This is a genomic window from Candidatus Symbiopectobacterium sp. 'North America' (assembly GCF_015762685.1).
In the GTDB taxonomy this organism is placed as follows: Bacteria; Pseudomonadota; Gammaproteobacteria; order Enterobacterales; family Enterobacteriaceae; genus Symbiopectobacterium.
In genome coordinates this window covers 1-19503 of sequence record NZ_PEHF01000096.1, presented here as the reverse complement: position 1 = coordinate 19503, position 19503 = coordinate 1, and the positions used below count along the sequence as shown (strand labels likewise).

Genomic DNA, 19503 nt, shown 5'->3' with positions numbered 1-19503 from the left:
CACCCATCATACCGCATTCACGACAATGTGCTTTGTTCAAAAACAAAGGATAAAAATAAACGATGAGAGAATGGAAACGCTACGACGTTGGCGCGTTACCGCGCCAAGCCTAGAAAGGTCGAGACGATAAAATCAGTCACGCGCTTGCGCGTGCCAGATGATTTTGCTGACGTGCCAGGTTTGCAGAATATCATCAGAGGGCATTAAGCCTTCCGGACCGTTCCAGTCACCGGAATAGAGATAACTGACGTGCTTGCTCTGCGATTCAACGCACTCTACGTTGCGGGCATCATCCCCTTGAGCAAGCTGGCAGACCTCAAAGGCTTTACTGTAATGGGCGCTGAATGCATCCCCGATTTTCACGCCCCATACGCTGGCAATTTTCGCATCCATAACCTCAACGCAATTGACCTGCGCTTTGGGCTTACCGCTGATCAACAACTTGATCTCATTACCATCCAGCGCCTGATAGAACGCCGTGATTTGGCCGTTAGTGGTGCCCATGCCGCTGCGCAAACGATAATTACCGTTCAGCGCCTGGTTTATCGGCTATTGTGCCAGCGGCGTGCCGCCATTAAGCCCGCCGACACCGGCATCCGACACCTCGATTTTGCTGCCAAACCAGTTGAACGGCGACAGGCTGGACCAGGAAAAGTTGGAGAGCGCGTTACATCCCGTCAACAAAAAGGCGGCCAGCACACAGGGAAAAACCAACTGAACGGAGCGAAACCTCATAACATAAATTCCTTTAACAGTGAGCGACACCTGTGCCACCCCACGATCGCATGCGTGAGAGTTTGAGTCTCAGGCCTGAGAAAAGTGCCGTAAAAAACGGTCAAGTGGGCAAGATTATCGTTGATTCTCACGGCAAGGGGAAGTGAGCGACCTAAGACGTTGGCGGTACAAACAAACTCCCTATCAGTGAGCCTACTGCCGAGTTATAGCGGCAAGGCGGACTCAACCTCATGTTGAAAAACATAAGGATCGGACAACAGGCCAAACTGTTCATCGTCAGGATAGGTGACGGCAACATGGTAATCTTCACCCGCAAACGCTTTTACTGCCTCAATATCTTGCCAATAGGTGGCGAGAAAGAAATGCTCCCAATCGCCTTGCGTAACCCTCTTTACCGCTGCCCCCAAATTGCCCGGTATACTTTGGGAATGTTGAATGCCCGTGACATCAAGGTGTGCCGCAAACCCCGCTGCATGCGAAACGGGAACGCATCCATGCCATGTTCTTACGATCATTACTCTGCTCCAGCAAACGTGATTCAGATAACCTAACCTAACCGAAGCGGCGGACCACAGAAAGGAATAATTACCTTCACATCAGCGATCAGAACGAGATGACAGAAGGAAGGCCACACAGGCCTTCCTTCTGATTGATGGCGTTATCCCGCCGTCACCGCGCGAAATGTGGTAAGGTCGTAGTGATGCGGGAACAGATCGTCCAGCTCGCGCTGGTGGGTAATGGCGATCACCGTACACGCCGGCAGCGCCTGTTTAAGCTCGCTCAGCAACACACGCACCGTGATCGAGACGGCTGGTGGCTTCATCCAGATAGAGCGTATCCGGTTTAGCGATCAACGCGCGCGCGAAGGCCAGCCGCTGCTGTTCACCACCGGAAAAGATACGATCCCAGTTATGTCGCTCAGCCAAACGATCGCACCACTCACCGAGGCCAACCCGTTCCAGGGTGCGCTGCATGGTGCTGACATCCTTGAGCGGTGGGTGCGGGTAACACAGCACCTCCGCCAGTGTCCCCTGCCCCAAATAGCTTTTCTGTGGCAACAATAGCGAGCGGCCCGCTTGCGCTTGCCACTGCCCACGATAGTAGGGCCACAGTCCGTTCAAGGTGCGCAACAGCGTCGATTTACCCAATCCACTTGGCCCGGACAGTTTGCTCGAGCTTCCCGGCGCACAGTGCAGCGACACATCGTTTAACAGCGGGGTGCCCTGCGGCGTAGCAAACGACAGGTTCTCGATATTCAGGCATTCGCCGACGTCCGGTGCCGCCTGCTGTGGCTGATGGCGATCAATTTCCTGCTTGAACTGGATCAAACGCTGGATGCTGGCGGAAAGCATGGTTATCTCCACGTACATGTGAATAAACCAGCTAAGCACACCGTGCACCTGAGCAAACGCACTGCGGATCTGTATTAAACCGCCGAGCGTGACCGTTTTCGATAAAAAGGCAGGCAACGCGGCAAAAACGGGCATAATCAGACTGACACTCATATAGCCGGAGGTGAAGAACCCCATATTACGCTTCGTGTCCATCAGTTGACGCCAACTGTGTGCGGCCTCGCTAAAATGGCGCGTCAGATAGGTTTTTTCCTGAGCCTCACCGCCATAGAGCGCAATCTGTTCCGCATTGTCATGTTTGCGCAGCAGCGCGGCGCGGAAATCCGCTTCTGAGCGCTGTCGGGCATAGCTGATGCCGTGCAGTTTTTTCCCCACCAAGTGCGTAATCAAGGTACCCACCACGGTGTAGATAACCACCACCCACACCAGATAGCCGGAGATCTCCCACTCACGAGCAAACAGGGTAAAGCGTTGCACGCCAGAGAGTGCCAGAGAATGATCATAAACGACGATAGTCGACCCGCATTGATGATAAAGGCGACCACCATGCTGACCAGCTTATCGGTGAACAAATTGATATCTTCGGCGATACGCTGATCCCGGTTGTCGATTTTTCCGGTTAGCGACATGCGATAAAAGGTGCGTTTTGCCAGCCAGCTATCAACAAATTGCGCGGTCAAGGCGCTACGCCAACGGATCACCAGCAAGCTGGTAAACCAGTCCTGAGACACAAAAACGCCGATATAGAGCAGGATGTAGACCGTGTACTCTTTCATCAAGCCAAACAGCTTGCTGCTGTAGTATGTGCCGAGCGTGTCATAAAACACCCGGCTCCATTCGTTGATCTGCACGTTGAGATAGACGATGCCGAACCCCATGGAGACAGCAACGGCCAGCAGCGACCAGGCGCGCCAACTGCGCCATCCGCCCCAGAAGGGGCGGCACAGTTTCCATAATGCGCTCATAGGGTGACGTCTCCATCCGTTGCGCTGTCCGCTGTTTCAGCACCTTCTCGCGGCAATGACAGTAACAGCGCGCGATTAGCTGGGTTGAGCAGCTTGCTCACCATCGCGCGTACCCCGTCTAACGTCACCGCCTGCGCGAGGTTCGACACTTCACTCAAATAACGCGGATCGCCGTAGTGGCGATCGCTCAAAATCAAGCGCCGCTGCTGGGTAGTGAAATCATTGCTACGCCCTTGCTCCGCGCGGATAAATTGCTGGCGCTGCTGTTCAACATCGTCTGCGGTAATCCGTTGCGGCAAGTTGGCCAGCAGCTGTTCAGCGCGCTGCCACAGTTCATGACCCCGCTCAGGAGAAGCGGTAAAGCTTATCTCGGCCTCGATGCGCTGGGCCTTGTCTGCCAACTCACTGTCTAGGCGCATACGGTAAATACCCAGCGCCTCATCGCGCAGGCTGTTTTTCAGATATTTATTTGCCAGGTTGCGAGCAATGCTGACATGCACAGCGGCCTGCGGCGTCCAGGGTTGTTCGGTATAACTCCAGGCCCGCACCTCTGAACGCGGTTCGATATTCAACGCCACGGTTGATTCGCGTGTGCCTGCCAGTGCCAAATGTTGCGTGATGGCCGGCTGGGTAGCACGCGGCAATGACGCCAGATAACGCTCAACCAGTGGCAAGAACCTGTCCGCCGGTTCGTTCGCCATCAGGTAGTAGGTTACCGGTGCGCTTACTGTCTGTTGCCATTGGGTGAGCAACATCGGCGCAGTCACCCCACGAAATTGCGCTTGATCAGGTTCCTGGTATGCGGGTTGCCCAAAGCGCTAACGCGTCACTTCACGCTGACGCAGATCGCCTGCCGACTGACTGCGATTGGCGCGTTGGCGCATCAGGGACGCCAGACTGTCTTTCATGACGCAGGCATCAATGCCTGCCTGCGTGTTCATTGCATGATAAAGCTGGAACAACGACTGCACCTGTGTCAGCGTGGATTGCCCGGTAATTTGCAACTCATCCGCGCTTTGGCTGACGTTGAACGACACCGCTTGCGCTTGTTTCCAGTCGCGCAAATTCTCCGCACGCCAGCCCTGTGGACCACTCTGTGCCACAATCTGGCTGCCAATTTGCGCCTGCCAGGGGGTGAGCGTTTTCGCCATAAACCCGGCATTGCTGTAGGACGACAGGTAAAACTTGTCGCGCGCCAGCGGCGTGCGCAGGTAAACCACGCGATCGCCGTTCGCAAGTTGCCATTGTTCCACCTGCTGCGGGAAGTGCTGCACCGCAGTGCGCTTACCCGTCGTGGTAACCACAGACAGTTCCGGCACCACTTTCGCTAACGGCAGTGGCGCAGGCGCAAGATTAACCGCACGGGCCTTTTGTAGCTCAGTGGTTATCGCCATTACCGTCGGTAGAGTAAACGGCGCATTGCCAGGCACGCTGAATTGCACCAGCGTATCCGACGCGGCCAGCCAACGCTGCAAATGACGATTCACGTCTTGCGGCGTGATGGTCGGCAACAGCGTCAGGGCATCACGGCCAATCTGCTGCGCGCTGACATAGGGTTTGCTTTGCAGCCAGCCCACCGAAAGTTGCTGAACCCAATCGGCAAATTCGCGTGATTACACATTGTCAGCCATGCGATTTGCCGCTTATCGAATATCGTTTTTAAGCTCGACAATGTCGCGCACGCTGTAGCGCGTGCCCAGCGCTCGGGCAGAAACCTGTAAGCAGCGAATCACAAATGGGCGTCCGGCAGGATCTTTTGCCACCTGTGCGTAGGCTTCCCCTTGCACCAGTTCCACCGTGCGTTGTCGGGTATCAAAGTGCAGGTTAACCGCAGAGTCGGTGTTTAGCGTCAGTACGCTACCATCATGCAGCGTCAGACGGCCGATTTCACCGATTGCCGTGCGCTGATCTGCCAACCAGTAGCGATAAGGCAGTTGGCTGGCAAGCATGCCCACCACCCCCAGCACCAAGGCCAAAGAGAGGAAACGTTGCGGGCGCGCCTTACGCTGCGTGGTGGCTGGTGTCAGCGCCGCGCTGGACCAGAGTTGCTGCATCTGGTGATAAACCCTCTCATGGCGCGCATCCTGTTCGCACCAGCGCTGCCATTCGGCAGCACGTGCGGCATCCGCAGCCTCGTCTTCCTCAGGTTCAGAAAAGCGGATGAGCCACTCAGCGGCCTGCTGCTGGATACGCGCTAATTCAGCTTTCTGGTTCATCGCTTTCCAGACTGAAGATACGGGTGTGGAAATGGATCATGGCTTTTGCCAGATACTGTTTAACGCTGCTTTCGCTTACACCCAACGTAACGGCGATATCGCGATAGGAATGGCCTTCAACGCGCGCCATGATGAACGCGCGCTGCACTTTTTCATCCAGCTCTTCATTGAGGATATGCAGCGCCGTGGCTACCAATTGACTGATTGCCACGCGCTGTTCGGCAGATTGCGCCTCTGCACCTTCCGCTAACTGCGCCAGCGCCGCCAATGCATACTCTTCCAGTTTGAGCTTGCAGAACTGGTCGATCATCACATGGTTGGCAGTGACCATCAGGTAAGCGAGTGGATTACGGATTGCTTCCGGCTCCGCCAGGGTCAGTAATTTGAGGAAAGTATCGTGGGTAAGATCGTCCGCCAGATGGCGACAACCGGTTTTTTTTACTGAGCCATCCGCGCAGCCATCCCTGGTGGGAGTGGTAAAATACGCTCCAGAATGTCGTTAGCTGCGTCATAGTCGGTGGCAATAAAAATACCGCAAAGATCAATTGATACTCATTATCATCTAAGCGAATCACAAGACGCAACAGTTTTTAAACAACAAGCCAAAAAACCAACAATAGCGATCAATATTCTTGATCTTCGATGAGACGTTTCCCAAGCGTTACAGAATCCACGATATCGTAGTTCAGCTTTTCATACATGCCGATCACCGCATCATTGTCCTGCCGCACCATCAGGTGGATTTTGGGGCAACCGCGTGCGATAAGTTTTTTCTCCAGACGGCTAATCAACGCGTTAGCGATGCCACACCCGCGAAAATCCGGATGGACGCCCAGATAGTAGGCCGATCCGCGATGGCCGTCATACCCGCCCATCACCGAACCCACGATTTCGCCGCCCACTTCGGCCACCAAAAACAGGGAGACGTCATGATTCACTTTGCGCTCAATATTCATTTCTGGATCGTTCCAGGGGCGCAGCAGATCGCAACGTTCCCATAGGGTAATCACTTCTTCAAAGTCATCTTGTCTGAATACGCGGATTTCCATTGGATCCCCCCGTTGATCGCTAAGGAAAATCTGATTATCGCGTGATCTCGCGCAGACGCAATATCAATTTGCTGTCATCCCCTCTGTCGCAGTCGCTCAGCAGCAGGAAAACCAACACATCGCCGTTGTGACAGGCTATACTGGTAGCCCTTTATTGTTATAATGGATTTGCTAACACCGTTATGAGTCAGCCTGATATTTCCGCCGTAAAGTCCTTTTTACTGACGCTGCAAGACACTCTGTGTCAGCACCTTGCCGCCGCAGATGGCAAGAACGGCTTTAATGAGGAGTGTTGGCAACACGCCGCTGGCGGCGGCGGGCGCAGCCGGGTGATGACTCAGGGCGCGGTATTCGAACAGGCGGGCGTCAACTTCTCTCACGTGATGGGCGCTACGCTGCCCCCTTCGGCGAGCGCGCACCGGCCCGAACTTGCCAGACGACGTTTTCAGGCCATGGGGGTTTCGTTGGTTATCCATCCGTTAAACCCGTATGTGCCCACCAGCCACGCCAACGTGCGTTTTTTCGTTGCGGAAAAAGAGGGTGAAGCGCCGGTATGGTGGTTTGGCGGTGGGTTCGATCTCACCCCGTTCTACGGCTTCACCGAAGACATCGTGCACTGGCACCAAACCGCGCACGATCTTTGCCAGCCGTTCGGTGATGACGTTTATCCGCGTTACAAAAAATGGTGTGATGATTACTTTTTTCTCAAGCACCGTAACGAGGCACGCGGCGTCGGCGGGCTGTTTTTTGATGACTTGAACACGCCGGATTTCACCACCAGCTTTGCGTTTATGCGCGCAGTCGGAAACGGTTTTCTCGACGCTTACCTGCCGATCGTCGCGCGACGCGCGGCATTGCCCTGGGGAGAGCGCGAACGCCAGTTTCAGCTCTACCGTCGCGGGCGCTACGTTGAGTTTAATCTGGTGTGGGATCGCGGCACGCTGTTTGGCCTGCAAAGCGGCGGGCGCACCGAATCGATCCTGATGTCGATGCCGCCGCTGGCGCGTTGGGAATACCAATACCAACCGGAGCCGGACAGCCCGGAAGCCGCACTTTATCGTGATTTTTTACCGGTAAAAGATTGGTTAGCGAAGGAGCTTGCATGAACGACAATACCGACGCAGAACCGCAAATTTGGGTGGATGCTGACGCCTGCCCCAATGTGATTAAAGAGGTGCTGTATCGCGCAGCCGATCGCACACAAACCCGTGTCGTTCTGGTCGCCAATCAGTCGCTACGTACGCCACCGTCACGTTACATCTCGTCAGTGCGCGTTGCCGCCGGGTTTGACGTGGCGGATAACGAAATCGTGAAACGCGTCAACGCCGGGGATTTGGTGATTACCGCCGATATTCCGCTGGCAGCAGAAGTGCTGGAAAAAAAAGCCGTAGCGCTTAACCCGAGCGGTGAAACCTACACGCCCGCCACCATCCGTGAACGACTAACGATGCGCGATTTTATGGATACGCTGCGTGCCAGCGGTGTGCAAACCGGTGGACCGGATGCCCTAAATAAGAAAGATCGCCAGCGCTTTGCCAATGAGTTGGACAAGTGGCTGCGCCAACGGCGTTAATTCCCTGATAAAAAAACCAGCCATTCCCACGCACCTCCGTCATTTTCGCGAAAGCGGGAATCTCTAACAGAAGAAACGCGTTTATTCTTACAGAGATCGCCGGCTTTCTCCGAGGACGACGAAGGGGTAAAGCGGTTTTGTCATCAGTCTGAAACAGCCCACAAGTGGGCTGTTTGCTGTACAGCGCACAAATCGATTTACAGCGGCTGAGTCTGCTCTTCCACCACGGCCAGCGCCACCATGTTGACGATACGCCGTACCGAGGCGATCGGCGTCAGGATGTGCACCGGTTTGGCAACGCCCATCAGCACCGGTCCCACCGTCACCCCTTCAGACGAGGAAACGCGCAGCAGGTTATAGCTGATACGCACCGCTTCCATGTTCGGCATGATGAGAATATTGGCAGAGCCTTTTAAAGGGCTGTCCGACATTTGCTCGCGGCGAATCGCTTCCACCAGCGCGGCATCGCCGTGCATCTCACCATCCACTTCCAGCTCCGGTGCCAGCGTGTTGATCAACGCCAGCGCCTCACGCATTTTGCGTACGGTGGGCGAGTTCGAAGTACCAAAGTTGGAGTGCGACAACAGCGCGACTTTCGGTTCGATACCGAAACGACGCACGGTGTGCGCGGCCATCAAGGTGATTTCTGACAGTTGCTCTGGCGTTGGGTCTGGGTTGACATAGGTGTCAGCGATAAAGGTGTTGCCGCTCGGCAGCAATAGGGCATTCATGGCACCCGCCACGTGTACCCCCCTCGCGGTAACCCAGCACCTTCTCGACCACCTCGAAATGCTCTTCATAGCTGCCGATAGTGCCGCAAATCATCTCATCCGCTTCACCGCGTTGCACCATGATGGCGGCAATCACCGTCGGGTTGCGGATCACTTCACGCTGCGCGGTTTCCTGCGAGACGCCACGGCGTTTCATCAACGCGTAATATTCCGACCAGTACTCCTTGAAGCGCGGATCGGATTCGTTATTCACTACCTCAAAATCTTTACCGATAGTGATTTGCAGGCCAAGTTTTTGCAGACGCTTCTCGATAACACCGGGACGCCCGATCAGAATAGGGAAAGCCAGCCCCAGCGTCACCAGTTCTTGCGTGGCGTGCAGCACGCGCGGATCTTCCCCTTCGGCAAATACTACGCGTTTCGGCTGCTGGCGCGCCTGAGAGAATATCGGCTTCATAAACAGGTTGGTTTTATAGACAAACTGCGTCAGTTTCTCGATATAAGCATCAAAGTCGGCAATAGGACGCGTCGCCACGCCTGAATCCATCGCTGCTTTTGCCACCGCTGGCGCAATCTTGATTATTAAGCACGGGTCGAAAGGTTTCGGGATAAGGTATTCAAGGCCAAATGACAATTCCTGATCGCCATACGCCGAGGCCACCACTTCACTCTGTTCCGCCAGCGCCAAATCAGCAATCGCTTTCACACACGCCAGCTTCATCTCTTCGTTGATGGTAGTTGCACCTACATCCAATGCGCCACGGAAAATAAACGGGAAGCACAGCACGTTATTAACCTGATTCGGATAGTCAGAACGTCCGGTGCAGATGGTGCAGATAATGGCGTCCGGGCGCACCGCTTTGGCTAACGGCGGCAGGATCTCCGGTTTCGGGTTTGCCAGCGCCATGATCAGCGGACGCGGCGCCATGGTTTTCACCATGTCCTGCGTCAATACGCCGGGGCCGGAACAGCCCAGGAAGATATCGGCATTAGGGATCACGTCACCCAGTTTGCGCGCACCGGTGTCTTCCACCGCGTAAATCGCATTGTTCTCTTCCATGTTGGCGTACGACCTTTGTAGATCACGCCGCGTGAGTCACACACCACGATGTTGTGTTTCTTCAGCCCCAGCGCCACCAGCAAATTCAGGCAGGCAATGGAGGCAGCACCCGCGCCGGATACCACCAGACGCACGTCAGAGATGTTTTTCTCCACCACGCGCAGGCCGTTCAATACTGCCGCAGTACAGATGATCGCCGTGCCGTGCTGATCGTCATGGAACACTGGGTCTTCATGCGTTCACGCAGTTTCTTCTCAATATAGAAGCACTCCGGCGCTTTGATATATTCCAGGTTGATGCCACCAAAGGTCGGCTCCAGCGTGGCAATCACATCGATCAATTTATCCGGATCCAGTTCGTCCACTTCGATATCGAACACATCGACGCCGGAGAATTTTTTAAAGAGAACGCCCTTGCCTTCCATTACCGGCTTGCCAGCCAACGCACCAATGTTACCGAGGCCAAGCACCGCCGTTCCGTTGGAGATCACCGCGACCAGATTGCCGCGTGCTTTGTATTTGTAAGCAGCCAGCGGATCTTCGGCGATTTCAAGATAAGGTGCAGCAACGCCCGGAGAGTAGGCCAACGCCAAATCGCGTTGGGTCGCTAGCGGTTTGGTGGGGGACACCTGAATCTTCCCCGGCACCGGATACTGGTGGAAATCCAATGCGCTCTGTTTGAGTTGTTCATCCATTGTTGCATCGCTTATAGGCTTTTGTTGTCGTGACGTAGGGCTGCGAGTCTATCCCAAGCAGACAAGGAGAGGTGAACGCTGACAGAAGTTCAATCATTACTGCTTGTATCCCCGTCATACTTCAAGTTGCAGGTGCGTTGGCTGTGCTCGCTCACCCGAATCACTTGCTTGAGTAAGCTCATCTGGATTCCCTCTCTTGCCGCCTTCCTGCAACTCGAATTATTTAGGGGAGATAGCCGTGAAGTATGGCAAAAACCGATAGTGAATGCAGGTTAATATAGTTAATTTATCTGCTTGTTTTTTTGCGCATAATGTCACGTTATCGCGAACTGGATAACGTATTGCTAACCTGCGGGAAAAAAGCAGACGTAAAAATCAACTAAAAGTGGTGATAAATCATTCAAATGCCGGACAGCAAAGTGCTGCTGTCCGGCAGAAAAAAGTATCCTATTGGGTCATATTGAGGATGGTGCGGATGTTCGAGGCGCTGGTGGCGATAATATCGATAGCACCGGTGCGCAACGCACCCAATATCGCCAGCGCTTTGGTATTTTCTGAAGCAATGGCAATAACAAAGGGGATGTTGCGTAGCTCTTCGATGCTGACACCAATCACCCTGTCGTGCATCACGGTATCGATGTACTGCCCCTGCGCGTTAAAAAAGTCATAGCCAGCAATGTCGCCAATCACGCCCTGGTTAAGGCTGGCATCAACAATTTCCTGTGGCGTGAACCAGCCCAGTTTTACCATGTAGCTGTTTTCGTTCATGTCGCCAATGCCCACCAGCGCGATATCCGCCTTACGCGCTCGATCAAGCGTCTCCTTGATGGTGCCGTTCTGCATAAACGCTTGCTTGAGGGCACGGTTTTCCACGTAAGCCGGGGCGTAAAGCGTTTCGCTACTGCCGCCAAATTTCTTCGCCAGACGACGGCTGATATGATCGGCGTTGATCGCATCGCCGGGACGGTGCACACCGCCAATCCCGCAGATAAACTTGCAGTGGTGTTCAGTCACGTTTCCTACGTGATCTGCCACGCCGGACACATTGCGCCCCTGACCGACCGCAACCACGGTACCATCTTTCAACGTTACTGCCAGATGGTTGGAAACCAATGCCGCTACCTGACGCCGCTGTTCTTCTTCATCAGGGTGATCAAGCGCGATCAGCGCGCGTTTGATGGGAAAACGCTCCAGCAGTTGCTGCTCCAACCGGGTGCTGAACACCGGGTGATAGCGAACGTTGATCTCGACAATGCCCTCTTCTTTAGCACGCTTTAGCAAACGCCCTACTTTGATGCGCGAAATGCCGAATTTCTTCGCGATCTCCTCCTGGGTAATCTCGTCCTGGTAATACGCCACGGCGATTTCCGTCAGTAGTTCGTTATCCTGAGATCCTGATTGTTTTTCCATTCGGTAATATTATCCTTACGCAAAGGGTAAGCGTGCCTGGGCAGACACGGCCCTGTCGGCAACAGCCGATCATCATTAACAATTGTTGCACGCCGCAAGTCAGGGCTCAACTCCGGCAACCAATCTCCTGATAATAGCCCCGTCATTGCCTAAAAACAGTGATGCCGCAAACCCGCATAAACAGGCTTGCGGCGGTTCTGCGTCATTGATGCGCGACAGGCATTAGCGCTCAATGGCATCAATCTTCAGCATTCTGGCGATCACCAGATCGAGCTCTTTTTGATCGAAAATCTTTTTCCAGTCCGGTTTGATAATGTTTTCTTTGCCGTACTCGATGGCGATCATGCAAGCATCCGAGAACGGGTTGGTACTGCGGAACGCCACTGCCAGCTTTATTTGAATGTGGCCATCGAGCATCGCTTCCGCTGCCGCTTTCGGCACGCCGATGGTATTGACAGTTTCATCCAGCGCTTCTTTCATCAACGTACCCACCATACAGGCCACGGTTTCAACCAGCGTCGGTTCGAGATAGGCCAACTGTTTTACCGTCACCCAGTGCACGTCAATCACCGGGCCATACATTACTTTTACCACCTCGACCAGCACGGCTTTCTGCTGATCGCTGCCTTTTTCATAGGAAGCAGCAACGTGCTGAGGTGCGGCGACGCCGCCAAACGCGTCGGCATGTTCTTCTGGTGTGAAACGATCGAGGAATACCGAAGGGTGGCATGGGTGTGCGACCGCGTAATCGATATCATCACGTTTGGGGATCAAATTGGCGTAGGCCGCAGCCGGGTCGAGCGTTAACAGAATCGCACCGCGTTTCATTTGCGGCACCACCTGCGCGGAAACCACTTTCAGCGCAATATCAGGGACCGCAAGGATCACCACATCGCTGTCCGGAATAACCTGCTCAGCCACCGCCAGCTCGCGCCCCGCAGCAATCACCTGCTCCTGCGCGCGCGGGGAATTCTCACAGTAAAACACCTGATAGGCACTTTTCTGGAAATTGGCAGAGATACGCATGCCCATTTTGCCACCAGCGCCCAGTACCGTAATCGTTTTTAATTCTGTTGTCATGATCGTTACTCCTCGGATTTGGAATGCATTTTCGTTCAATAAAAAAGGTTATCGCTGCCCCGCCTGCGGATTACGGGCAAAAAGAAAGTTCAGGCTTTGTGTGGTCCAGGCAGCTTCCTGACGGCAGGTCTCCTCCGGCGTGGATTGCCACGGCAGCCAGTGCTCAACCACCTGATTGATGTGTCGCTCATTAGGACGAACCGCTTTATGCAGGTGGTCGTAGTCGAGCAACCCGGTGCCGAGCGGGCTGCCGGAATAGGTAAACCCAACCCAGCCATTCTGGCGCGCAAAGGCAAAATCCTTGATGTGCAGGTTCACCACGCGTCGTGCCGTCATGTCGATAACGTCACACGGATGCTCCAACGCCGCCACGCAGTTTCCCGGATCGAGACAAATGCCCAACGCCGGACTGTCGATCGCATCAACCACCTCCAGCAGGGTGCGGGTTTTTACCTGCTCGTACGTTTCCAGTCCGAACTGAACGCCCTGCTGCTCTGCCTGCGGCAAAATGATCTGCAACAGTTCGCGAGCTTCATCCGGTGTGGGTTGGTGCGTAACACTGTTAAACATGGTGCGAATAAAACAGACATCCAATACCTGAGCCAGCGCCAGATAACGCGTTAAATGCGCTGTCTCCAGTCCACGCGTTCCGAGTTCCAGTTGAATGGATTAAGTCCTCGGCGCGCTGACGCAGCTTTTCCAGCTCAGCGGATGACAGCGTTTCCACTGCTGGGTAACCACAAATCTGAAACACAGTCGCGCCCGATTCTGCCGTGTGATCCGGCATCGCCTCCAGCCCCATTGGGTCAGGGACGCGGGAGGACATGCGCCAGAAAAAAGCGTAAGTGCTTAAACCAATAGCCACGGTAATATCTCCTTTCTGCGTATTTTTACTGCTGCGGGCACAGCGCCAACGCTTCATACATAATGGCGTTAAACGCCGCCGGATCGTGGGAGAAGCGCCCTAAAAACAGGCCATCAACTGCAGGCCCGAGCTGACTCAGTAGCCCCGGTCCAGCGCTGCCGCCATAAATCACTCTGCCGTCGCGTACGCCTGCTGCGGTGAATAACTGCTGCTTCAGCGCCTCACAGACAAGGCTGATAGCTTCGGTTGGTGCGGGTTCTGCGCTGCCAATCGCCCATTGAGGCTCATAAGCGACAACAACCTGTCCCGTTAACTGCTGTTGCTGCGCGCGGTTGAGCGAGCTGGTGAGCTGGGCCTGACAGATTGCTATCGCCTGCTGCACGCTGCCGCGCTGCTCTTCGCCAACACAGAGCACAGGGGTAAGCCCGTTGCGCCAGGCGGCTGCTGTTTTAAGGGCAATATGCTCATCGGTTTCACCAAAATAGCGACGCCGTTCCGCATGCCCGACTTCTACATAGCGGCACCCCATTTCGTGCAACAGCGTGCCGCTGACTTCCCCAGTGAAGGCGCAGTTATCCGCCCAATGCAGGTCTTGCGCCCCGACATCGACGGCAGAATCAGCGAAAAGAGAGACAGCAGGGGCCAGCGCAGGAAAGGCTGGCAACACAAACAACCTGACCTGCACCACCGACGCCAGAGGATGGCGCTGCACAATGCTGTGGATGCGCTGGCACCAGTCCACGGTTTGCTGGTAGCCGAAATACATTTTCAGGCTGACGCCCAGCGTGATAACGCCTTCGTGACTCCCCGGTTGGCTCATTGTGCTTGTGTCTCCTGTACCGCAGCGTGCTCGGTCTGAACCTGATTCAACACGGTCGCTACCGCATTCAGGATCATTGCCAGCGAGATGGCGCCCGAATCCGGTGTACCCAGACTTTTTTCTGCCAAAGGGCGCGCACGACCAATTTTGGGACGCAGTTGCGCAGTGGCATCCGCCGCTTGTTGTGCCACCTGCGCGGCTTTCAACCAGGCCTGCGGCAACGCTTCCCCGGCATTGACACGCTGCGTCAACGCATCACTGAAAAGCAAAAGAGCATCGACCAGCGTTTTGTCACCCGCCTTCGCCTTACCGAAATGCATAATGCCCTCTGCCGCTTGGCGAATGCCGAGAGCAACGCGTGAGCCATCCGATTTTGCGATGTCCCCCAGCGCGGTGCCCAGCGCATTAAGCGCTACCCCCCAATGGCGCCTGACGTCCCCCCCGCCCGATCGGCCCAGGCATCCGCCGCACGTTGCAATAAGGTGGCAGCGCCCGCCTGCCTCTCCAGCATATTGACGGCGGTTTCCGCCGCCGCCACTATCCCGGGCTCCATGCCGATACCGTGATCGCCATCGCCCGCTACCGCATCAATGCGGCCCAGTTCATCGACATTCGCCACAACAACATCACGCGCCGCCGCCAGGGCAGCGGCAACACACTGCGCCGCCTCGCGCGATGCTGGGGTTGCTTCAGGAATACTGTCCTGCTCGACGTTGAATTCGCACTCTTAGCGAGGTTCAGCAGCCGTCATGCTGCCCTTGCGAAACGCGGGCGTATTGGCTGACGCACGCCAGAAGCGCTCCAGCTCTTCATCCAGCCAGAACAGGGTGAGTGAGAGTCCGGCCATATCAAAGCTGGTCACCAACTCGCCCACCTCTGGTTCAACGATAGTGAGCCCTTGCGCCGTCAGCAGTTGAGCAACGCGGCGATACACCACAAACAGCTCTTCATACTTCACGCTACCCAGCCCATTGAGCACGACGCTGAGGCGCTGCCCGGACAGTGCGCTCACCGCCTGCGGCACCTCTTTTAACAGCGCGTTGACCAACAGTTCGGCCAGTTCATCCGCACTGGAAATCGGCGCATCTTTTATACCGGGTTCTCCGTGGATGCCCATCCCGACCCCCATCATGCCCTCCGGCACAGTAAACAGGGGGTGATCGACTCCGGGTAAGGTGCAACCCGAAAAAGCCACGCCGAAAAAGCGTGTGCGCTGGTTGGCACGCTCAGCCACCGCCAGCACCTCCGCCAGATCGTATCCCACTTCCGCTGCTGCCTTGAACACCGCCAGCAGTTCGCACGGGATCCCTTCGGCATTCAGACGCGCTTTTGCCTGACCAAAGTGGAGCACATCCCCCGCATAGTTGCCGAACGTCAGCAGAACACCGCCGCCGTTGTGCGCCGCACGCGCCACGGAACAGATTTGCTGCGCAGAAGGGGAAGCAAACAGGTTGCCCATCTCGGCACCGTGTGCCAAACCTTGCCCAACCAACCAGGCAAACGCCGGGTAGTGTCCAGAACCGCCGCCGACCACGATAGCGACACAGCCTTCAGGACTGCAAGTGCTTCTGACCACGCCCCCCGGCACCTGACGCACCTTATCGCTGTGCGCAGCAACAAAACCTTCCGTTAATTCACGTGCAAAATCAGACGGCTGGTTAAACAAATAGGTCATGTCAATGCTCCTGTGTGGCTGATGCAGCTTGGGATTCCTGCCCGGAACGACTCAATAACACCATCAAGATTGCAGAGAGCAGCATCAGGCCGCCGACAATCAACATCGGGAGAACGTAGGTGCCGGTAACCCCTCGCACCGCCCCGGTGATATACCCCGCAGAGAACCCGGCAACGTTACCGATGGTATTGATCAGGGCAATCGCCGCCGCCGCAGAAGCCCCGGTCAGGAACTGCGTAGGCAATCTCCAGAAGTTAGGTAACGCCGAGAAAATGGAACAGGCGGTTACGGTAATCACGGCGATGGTGGCAGCCGGTTAATCCATGTACAGCGCCAACGGAATACTGATGGTACCGGTTAACGCCGGAATGGCAATGTGCCAGGTACGGCAGCCACGGCGGGTTGCGTCACGTGACCAGAAGTGCATCACAATGGCTGCCGGCAGATAGGGCACTGCCGTAATCAACCCTTTTTCCAGCACGTTAAAGGTGGTGCCAAACTGCTGTTGGAACCCGCTGATAATGGTGGGCAGGAAGAACGCCAATGCATACAGGCCGTAAATAAAACCGAAGTAAATCAGGCACAACACCCACACCCGCTTGTTGAACAGCACGGTGTGCACGCTGGGGGGTGTTTGCTGTGCTGTTTGGCGGCATGTTCGCTTTCCAGTGCGCCGAGCACGGTGGTCATCGGCTGTGCCAGATAAAACAGCGCCAGAATCTTGCTGCGATAACGCGCTGGCCCCCATAAGCTGAGGAACAAAATGGCCCCGGGGAAGAAGCCCGCCTCGGCAATCCCCAGCAGGAAGCGCAGGATATACAGTTCTTGCACACTGCTTACCCAGGTAAACAGCAGCGACACAATCCCCCAGGAAACCATGATGCGCGCCAACCACTTGCGCGCGCCAAAACGGTGTAGTGCCAGGTTGCTGGGCACTTCTAACAGAATGTAACCGATAAAGAAAATGCCGGATGCCAGCCCAAACTGCGCGACGGTCAGCGCCAGATCGGTATTCATACCGTTCGGGCCAGCAAAAGAAATTGCCGTACGATCGAGGAAGTTAATAAAGAACATCAGTCCGACGAACGGTACCAGACGCAAAGAGATCTTGCGGATGGCGGACTGCTCTGCAGAGGATGGCGCTGCGGCTTTCTGTTGCGCCGCTTGTGTAGCCGATATCTTGCTCATACTTACCCCCCTGCCGTTCGCGATAGAGTACCTGGTGTGACCTTTATGTTCTATCGTCGTTGTTATCGTTTGCGTATCGGTCTGAGACATTGTTATGCCCTCTAAAGAGTCAAATCAATAATACACACAGCGAACATATGAACGATATGATCGCGCCGATTTTTTGCCTACCACTCTGTTTTAAAATTGTGAGCATGATCCAAACATCTGTACAAAAGGTAAAATATCGCTCAAAAAGCGCAATTAGTGACCTTTATCACCTTTCAAAGAAGATCATGCACACTCTCTGGTACAAAACAAATAATCACATATTGAATATTTGAAACGGTCAGTATATGTTAGCCATGAAACGCCGGATCTGGCGCTATGTTGACCTTTAGTCAGGCAGGAGATGGGTATGCACGCAATTGCGATTGGCGCTGACAGCGCCGCGATCGATTTGAAAAACATCATTAGTGAATTTTTACAACAGCAGGGGTTGCAGCTTACCGACTACAGCTACGATCTCTGTGGAGAAAATCCGATCTACCCCGATGTTGCACACACCGTTGCCGTCTCCATCAAAGAAGGGAAACACGAGCGCGGGATCTTGATCTGCGGCACCGGTATCGGCATGAGTATTGTCGCGAACAAAGTTACAGGGATTCGGGCAGCCCAATGCCATGACACCTATTCCGCACAGCGCGCCAGAAAAAGTGATAATGCACAAATTATCTCGCTGGGCGCACGGGTTATCGGGCCAGAGCTGGCAAAAGAAATCGTCTCAGCCTGGCTGGCTTCTGAATTTGAAGGTGGGGGATCTGTACCCAAAGTGGATCGCATCGGCTACTACGAGCAGCAGGAAAATGGGCGGTGACATGATGAACCAACTCAATGCCCTAAAGCAGTTTACCGTTGTCGTCGCAGACAGCGGTGATATTGATGCGATTCGTCAGTTTGCGCCCGAAGATGCGACCACCAATCCCTCGCTGATTTTGAAAGCGGCCACGCTGCCCCAATATAGCCCGCTGTTCGAAGAAGCCATTACCTATGCCCGCCAACAAGGAGGGAACCGCGCTACCCAGTTGATCAAAGAGGGCGACCGTCTGGCGGTCAATATCGACGCCGAGATCCTCAAATCGGTGCCGGGACGCATCTCCACCGAGGTGGATGCTCGTCTGTCATTCGATCGCGGCATGTGTGTCGCCAAGGCGCTTAAGCTGATTGGTCTATATGAAGAGAAAGACATTCCGCGCTCGCGCATATTGATCAAACTGGCTTCTACCTGGGAAGGCATCGGCGCGGCGGAAGCGCTAGAACGCGAGGGGATCAACTGGAACCTGACGCTGCTGTTTTCCTTTGCGCAAGCGCACTCCTGTGCCGAAGCAGGCGTATTTCTTATCTCGCCGTTTGTTGGCCGTATCTACGACTGGTATCAAGCCAAACAGCCTGCGGAACACTATCAGGCCGAGCAGGATCCCGGCGTGCTGTCGGTGCAAAAGATCTATGACTATTACAAACGTCACCGCTATAACACCGTGATCATGGGTGCCAGTTTCCGTAAAGTGAAACAAATTCTGGCGCTGGTAGGCTGCGATCGCCTGACCATCTCACCGTCACTGCTCGATCAGTTGAAAAACAGCAACGCCCCGGTAACACGCCAGCTAACGCCGTCGGTGGAAGCGCTGCACCGCCCTTCTCCGCTGAGCGAAGCCGAGTTCCACTGGGAACATTGTCAGGATGCCATGGTGGTGGAGAAGCTGGCGGAAGGCATTCGCCTGTTCGCTATCGATCAGGAAAAACTGGAAGCGATGCTCGCAGCGCAACTGTGATTTGGAGAGCCCATTATGTCGTTGTCTGATACGCCGCACGTACGTCGTCAACGTGCCAACGCCATCCGCGCACTCAGCATGGATGGCGTGCAAAAAGCCAAATCCGGTCACCCAGGCGCACCCATGGGTATGGCAGATATCGCCGAAGTCCTGTGGCGCGATTACCTTAATCACAACCCGGCTAACCCGCACTGGGCCAACCGTGACCGTTTCGCCCTCTCCAACGGTCACGCTTCCATGCTCATCTACAGCCTGCTGCACCTCACCGGCTACAACCTG

16 protein-coding genes and 7 pseudogenes are annotated in these 19503 nt (G+C 55.1%); 5 read left to right on the top strand and 18 right to left on the bottom strand.

Annotated elements, in window-relative coordinates:
• Positions 1-132: 132 nt before the first annotated feature.
• From CS369_RS20945 to CS369_RS20910, 8 genes and pseudogenes are all read right to left on the bottom strand, one after another.
• Positions 133-735, bottom strand: a pseudogene (locus CS369_RS20945) (RpoE-regulated lipoprotein).
• Positions 736-938: 203 nt separating this feature from the next.
• Positions 939-1250 carry a hypothetical protein gene (locus CS369_RS20940; RefSeq protein WP_196908565.1) on the bottom strand — a complete coding sequence of 104 codons (312 nt, stop codon included), beginning with the start codon at positions 1248-1250 and terminating at the stop codon, positions 939-941.
• A 143-nt stretch (positions 1251-1393) separates the two neighbouring features.
• A pseudogene (locus CS369_RS20935) lies at positions 1394-3052 on the bottom strand (ABC transporter ATP-binding protein/permease).
• Positions 3049-3807: a hypothetical protein gene (locus tag CS369_RS20930; RefSeq protein WP_196908564.1), complete on the bottom strand. Its 759-nt coding sequence runs from the start codon at positions 3805-3807 to the stop codon at positions 3049-3051. The pseudogene CS369_RS20935 and the gene CS369_RS20930 overlap by 4 nt, the downstream one beginning before the upstream one ends.
• Before the next feature lie 63 nt (positions 3808-3870).
• Positions 3871-4629: a hypothetical protein gene (locus CS369_RS20925; protein WP_196908563.1), complete on the bottom strand. Its 759-nt coding sequence runs from the start codon at positions 4627-4629 to the stop codon at positions 3871-3873.
• 66 nt (positions 4630-4695) lie between these two features.
• Positions 4696-5268 carry a FecR domain-containing protein gene (locus CS369_RS20920; protein ID WP_196908562.1) on the bottom strand — a complete coding sequence of 191 codons (573 nt, stop codon included), beginning with the start codon at positions 5266-5268 and terminating at the stop codon, positions 4696-4698.
• Positions 5252-5647 (bottom strand): sigma factor-like helix-turn-helix DNA-binding protein, encoded by a 396-nt coding sequence (locus CS369_RS20915; RefSeq protein WP_244665156.1) that lies wholly within the window; start codon positions 5645-5647, stop codon positions 5252-5254. Before CS369_RS20915 ends, CS369_RS20920 begins: the two co-directional genes overlap by 17 nt.
• A gap of 244 nt (positions 5648-5891) precedes the next feature.
• The gene (locus CS369_RS20910; protein WP_196908561.1) at positions 5892-6317 is read right to left on the bottom strand and encodes a GNAT family acetyltransferase; all 426 of its coding nucleotides are present in this window, start codon (positions 6315-6317) and stop codon (positions 5892-5894) included.
• 182 nt (positions 6318-6499) lie between these two features.
• On the opposite strand from CS369_RS20910, the gene hemF reads away from it, so the two are divergent.
• On the top strand, positions 6500-7423 hold the full coding sequence (gene hemF / locus CS369_RS20905) for an oxygen-dependent coproporphyrinogen oxidase (protein ID WP_196908560.1): 924 nt from the start codon (positions 6500-6502) through the stop codon (positions 7421-7423).
• A complete protein-coding gene (locus CS369_RS20900) occupies positions 7420-7890 on the top strand; it encodes a YaiI/YqxD family protein (RefSeq protein WP_196908559.1) in 471 nt (156 codons plus the stop codon). Before hemF ends, CS369_RS20900 begins: the two co-directional genes overlap by 4 nt.
• 197 nt (positions 7891-8087) lie before the next feature.
• On the opposite strand, the gene CS369_RS25370 is transcribed toward CS369_RS20900, so the two are convergent.
• From CS369_RS25370 to CS369_RS20865, 10 genes and pseudogenes are all read right to left on the bottom strand, one after another.
• On the bottom strand, positions 8088-8621 hold the full coding sequence (locus tag CS369_RS25370; protein WP_374191097.1) for a phosphate acyltransferase: 534 nt from the start codon (positions 8619-8621) through the stop codon (positions 8088-8090).
• On the bottom strand, positions 8578-9078 hold the full coding sequence (locus CS369_RS25365; RefSeq protein WP_374191099.1) for a phosphate acyltransferase: 501 nt from the start codon (positions 9076-9078) through the stop codon (positions 8578-8580). Before CS369_RS25365 ends, CS369_RS25370 begins: the two co-directional genes overlap by 44 nt.
• A 270-nt stretch (positions 9079-9348) precedes the next feature.
• Positions 9349-9836: pseudogene (locus CS369_RS25360) on the bottom strand (malic enzyme-like NAD(P)-binding protein); the annotation flags it as partial.
• A gap of 14 nt (positions 9837-9850) precedes the next feature.
• Positions 9851-10375: a hypothetical protein gene (locus tag CS369_RS25355; RefSeq protein WP_244665145.1), complete on the bottom strand. Its 525-nt coding sequence runs from the start codon at positions 10373-10375 to the stop codon at positions 9851-9853.
• A 447-nt stretch (positions 10376-10822) separates the two neighbouring features.
• Entirely contained in the window at positions 10823-11785 is a 963-nt protein-coding gene (locus CS369_RS20890) for a sugar-binding transcriptional regulator (RefSeq protein WP_196908558.1), read from the bottom strand.
• A 222-nt stretch (positions 11786-12007) separates the two neighbouring features.
• Positions 12008-12865, bottom strand: a complete 858-nt coding sequence (locus tag CS369_RS20885) for a phosphogluconate dehydrogenase C-terminal domain-containing protein (RefSeq protein ID WP_196908557.1) — start codon at positions 12863-12865, stop codon at positions 12008-12010.
• Positions 12866-12913: 48 nt separating this feature from the next.
• Positions 12914-13730: pseudogene (locus CS369_RS20880) on the bottom strand (sugar phosphate isomerase/epimerase family protein).
• Between the two features lie 25 nt (positions 13731-13755).
• On the bottom strand, positions 13756-14550 hold the full coding sequence (locus tag CS369_RS20875) for a triose-phosphate isomerase family protein (RefSeq protein WP_196908556.1): 795 nt from the start codon (positions 14548-14550) through the stop codon (positions 13756-13758).
• Positions 14547-16225: pseudogene (locus tag CS369_RS20870) on the bottom strand (dihydroxyacetone kinase family protein). Before CS369_RS20870 ends, CS369_RS20875 begins: the two are co-directional and overlap by 4 nt.
• Position 16226: 1 nt before the next feature.
• A pseudogene (locus CS369_RS20865) lies at positions 16227-17413 on the bottom strand (MFS transporter).
• Positions 17414-17810: 397 nt separating this feature from the next.
• Here CS369_RS20865 and rpiB point away from each other — a divergent pair.
• The 3 genes and pseudogenes from rpiB to CS369_RS20850 all read left to right on the top strand — a co-directional run.
• On the top strand, positions 17811-18269 hold the full coding sequence (gene rpiB, locus CS369_RS20860; RefSeq protein ID WP_196908555.1) for a ribose 5-phosphate isomerase B: 459 nt from the start codon (positions 17811-17813) through the stop codon (positions 18267-18269).
• A 4-nt stretch (positions 18270-18273) separates the two neighbouring features.
• Positions 18274-19224: a transaldolase gene (tal, locus tag CS369_RS20855; RefSeq protein ID WP_196908580.1), complete on the top strand. Its 951-nt coding sequence runs from the start codon at positions 18274-18276 to the stop codon at positions 19222-19224.
• 15 nt (positions 19225-19239) lie between these two features.
• A pseudogene (locus tag CS369_RS20850) lies at positions 19240-19503 on the top strand (transketolase); the annotation flags it as partial.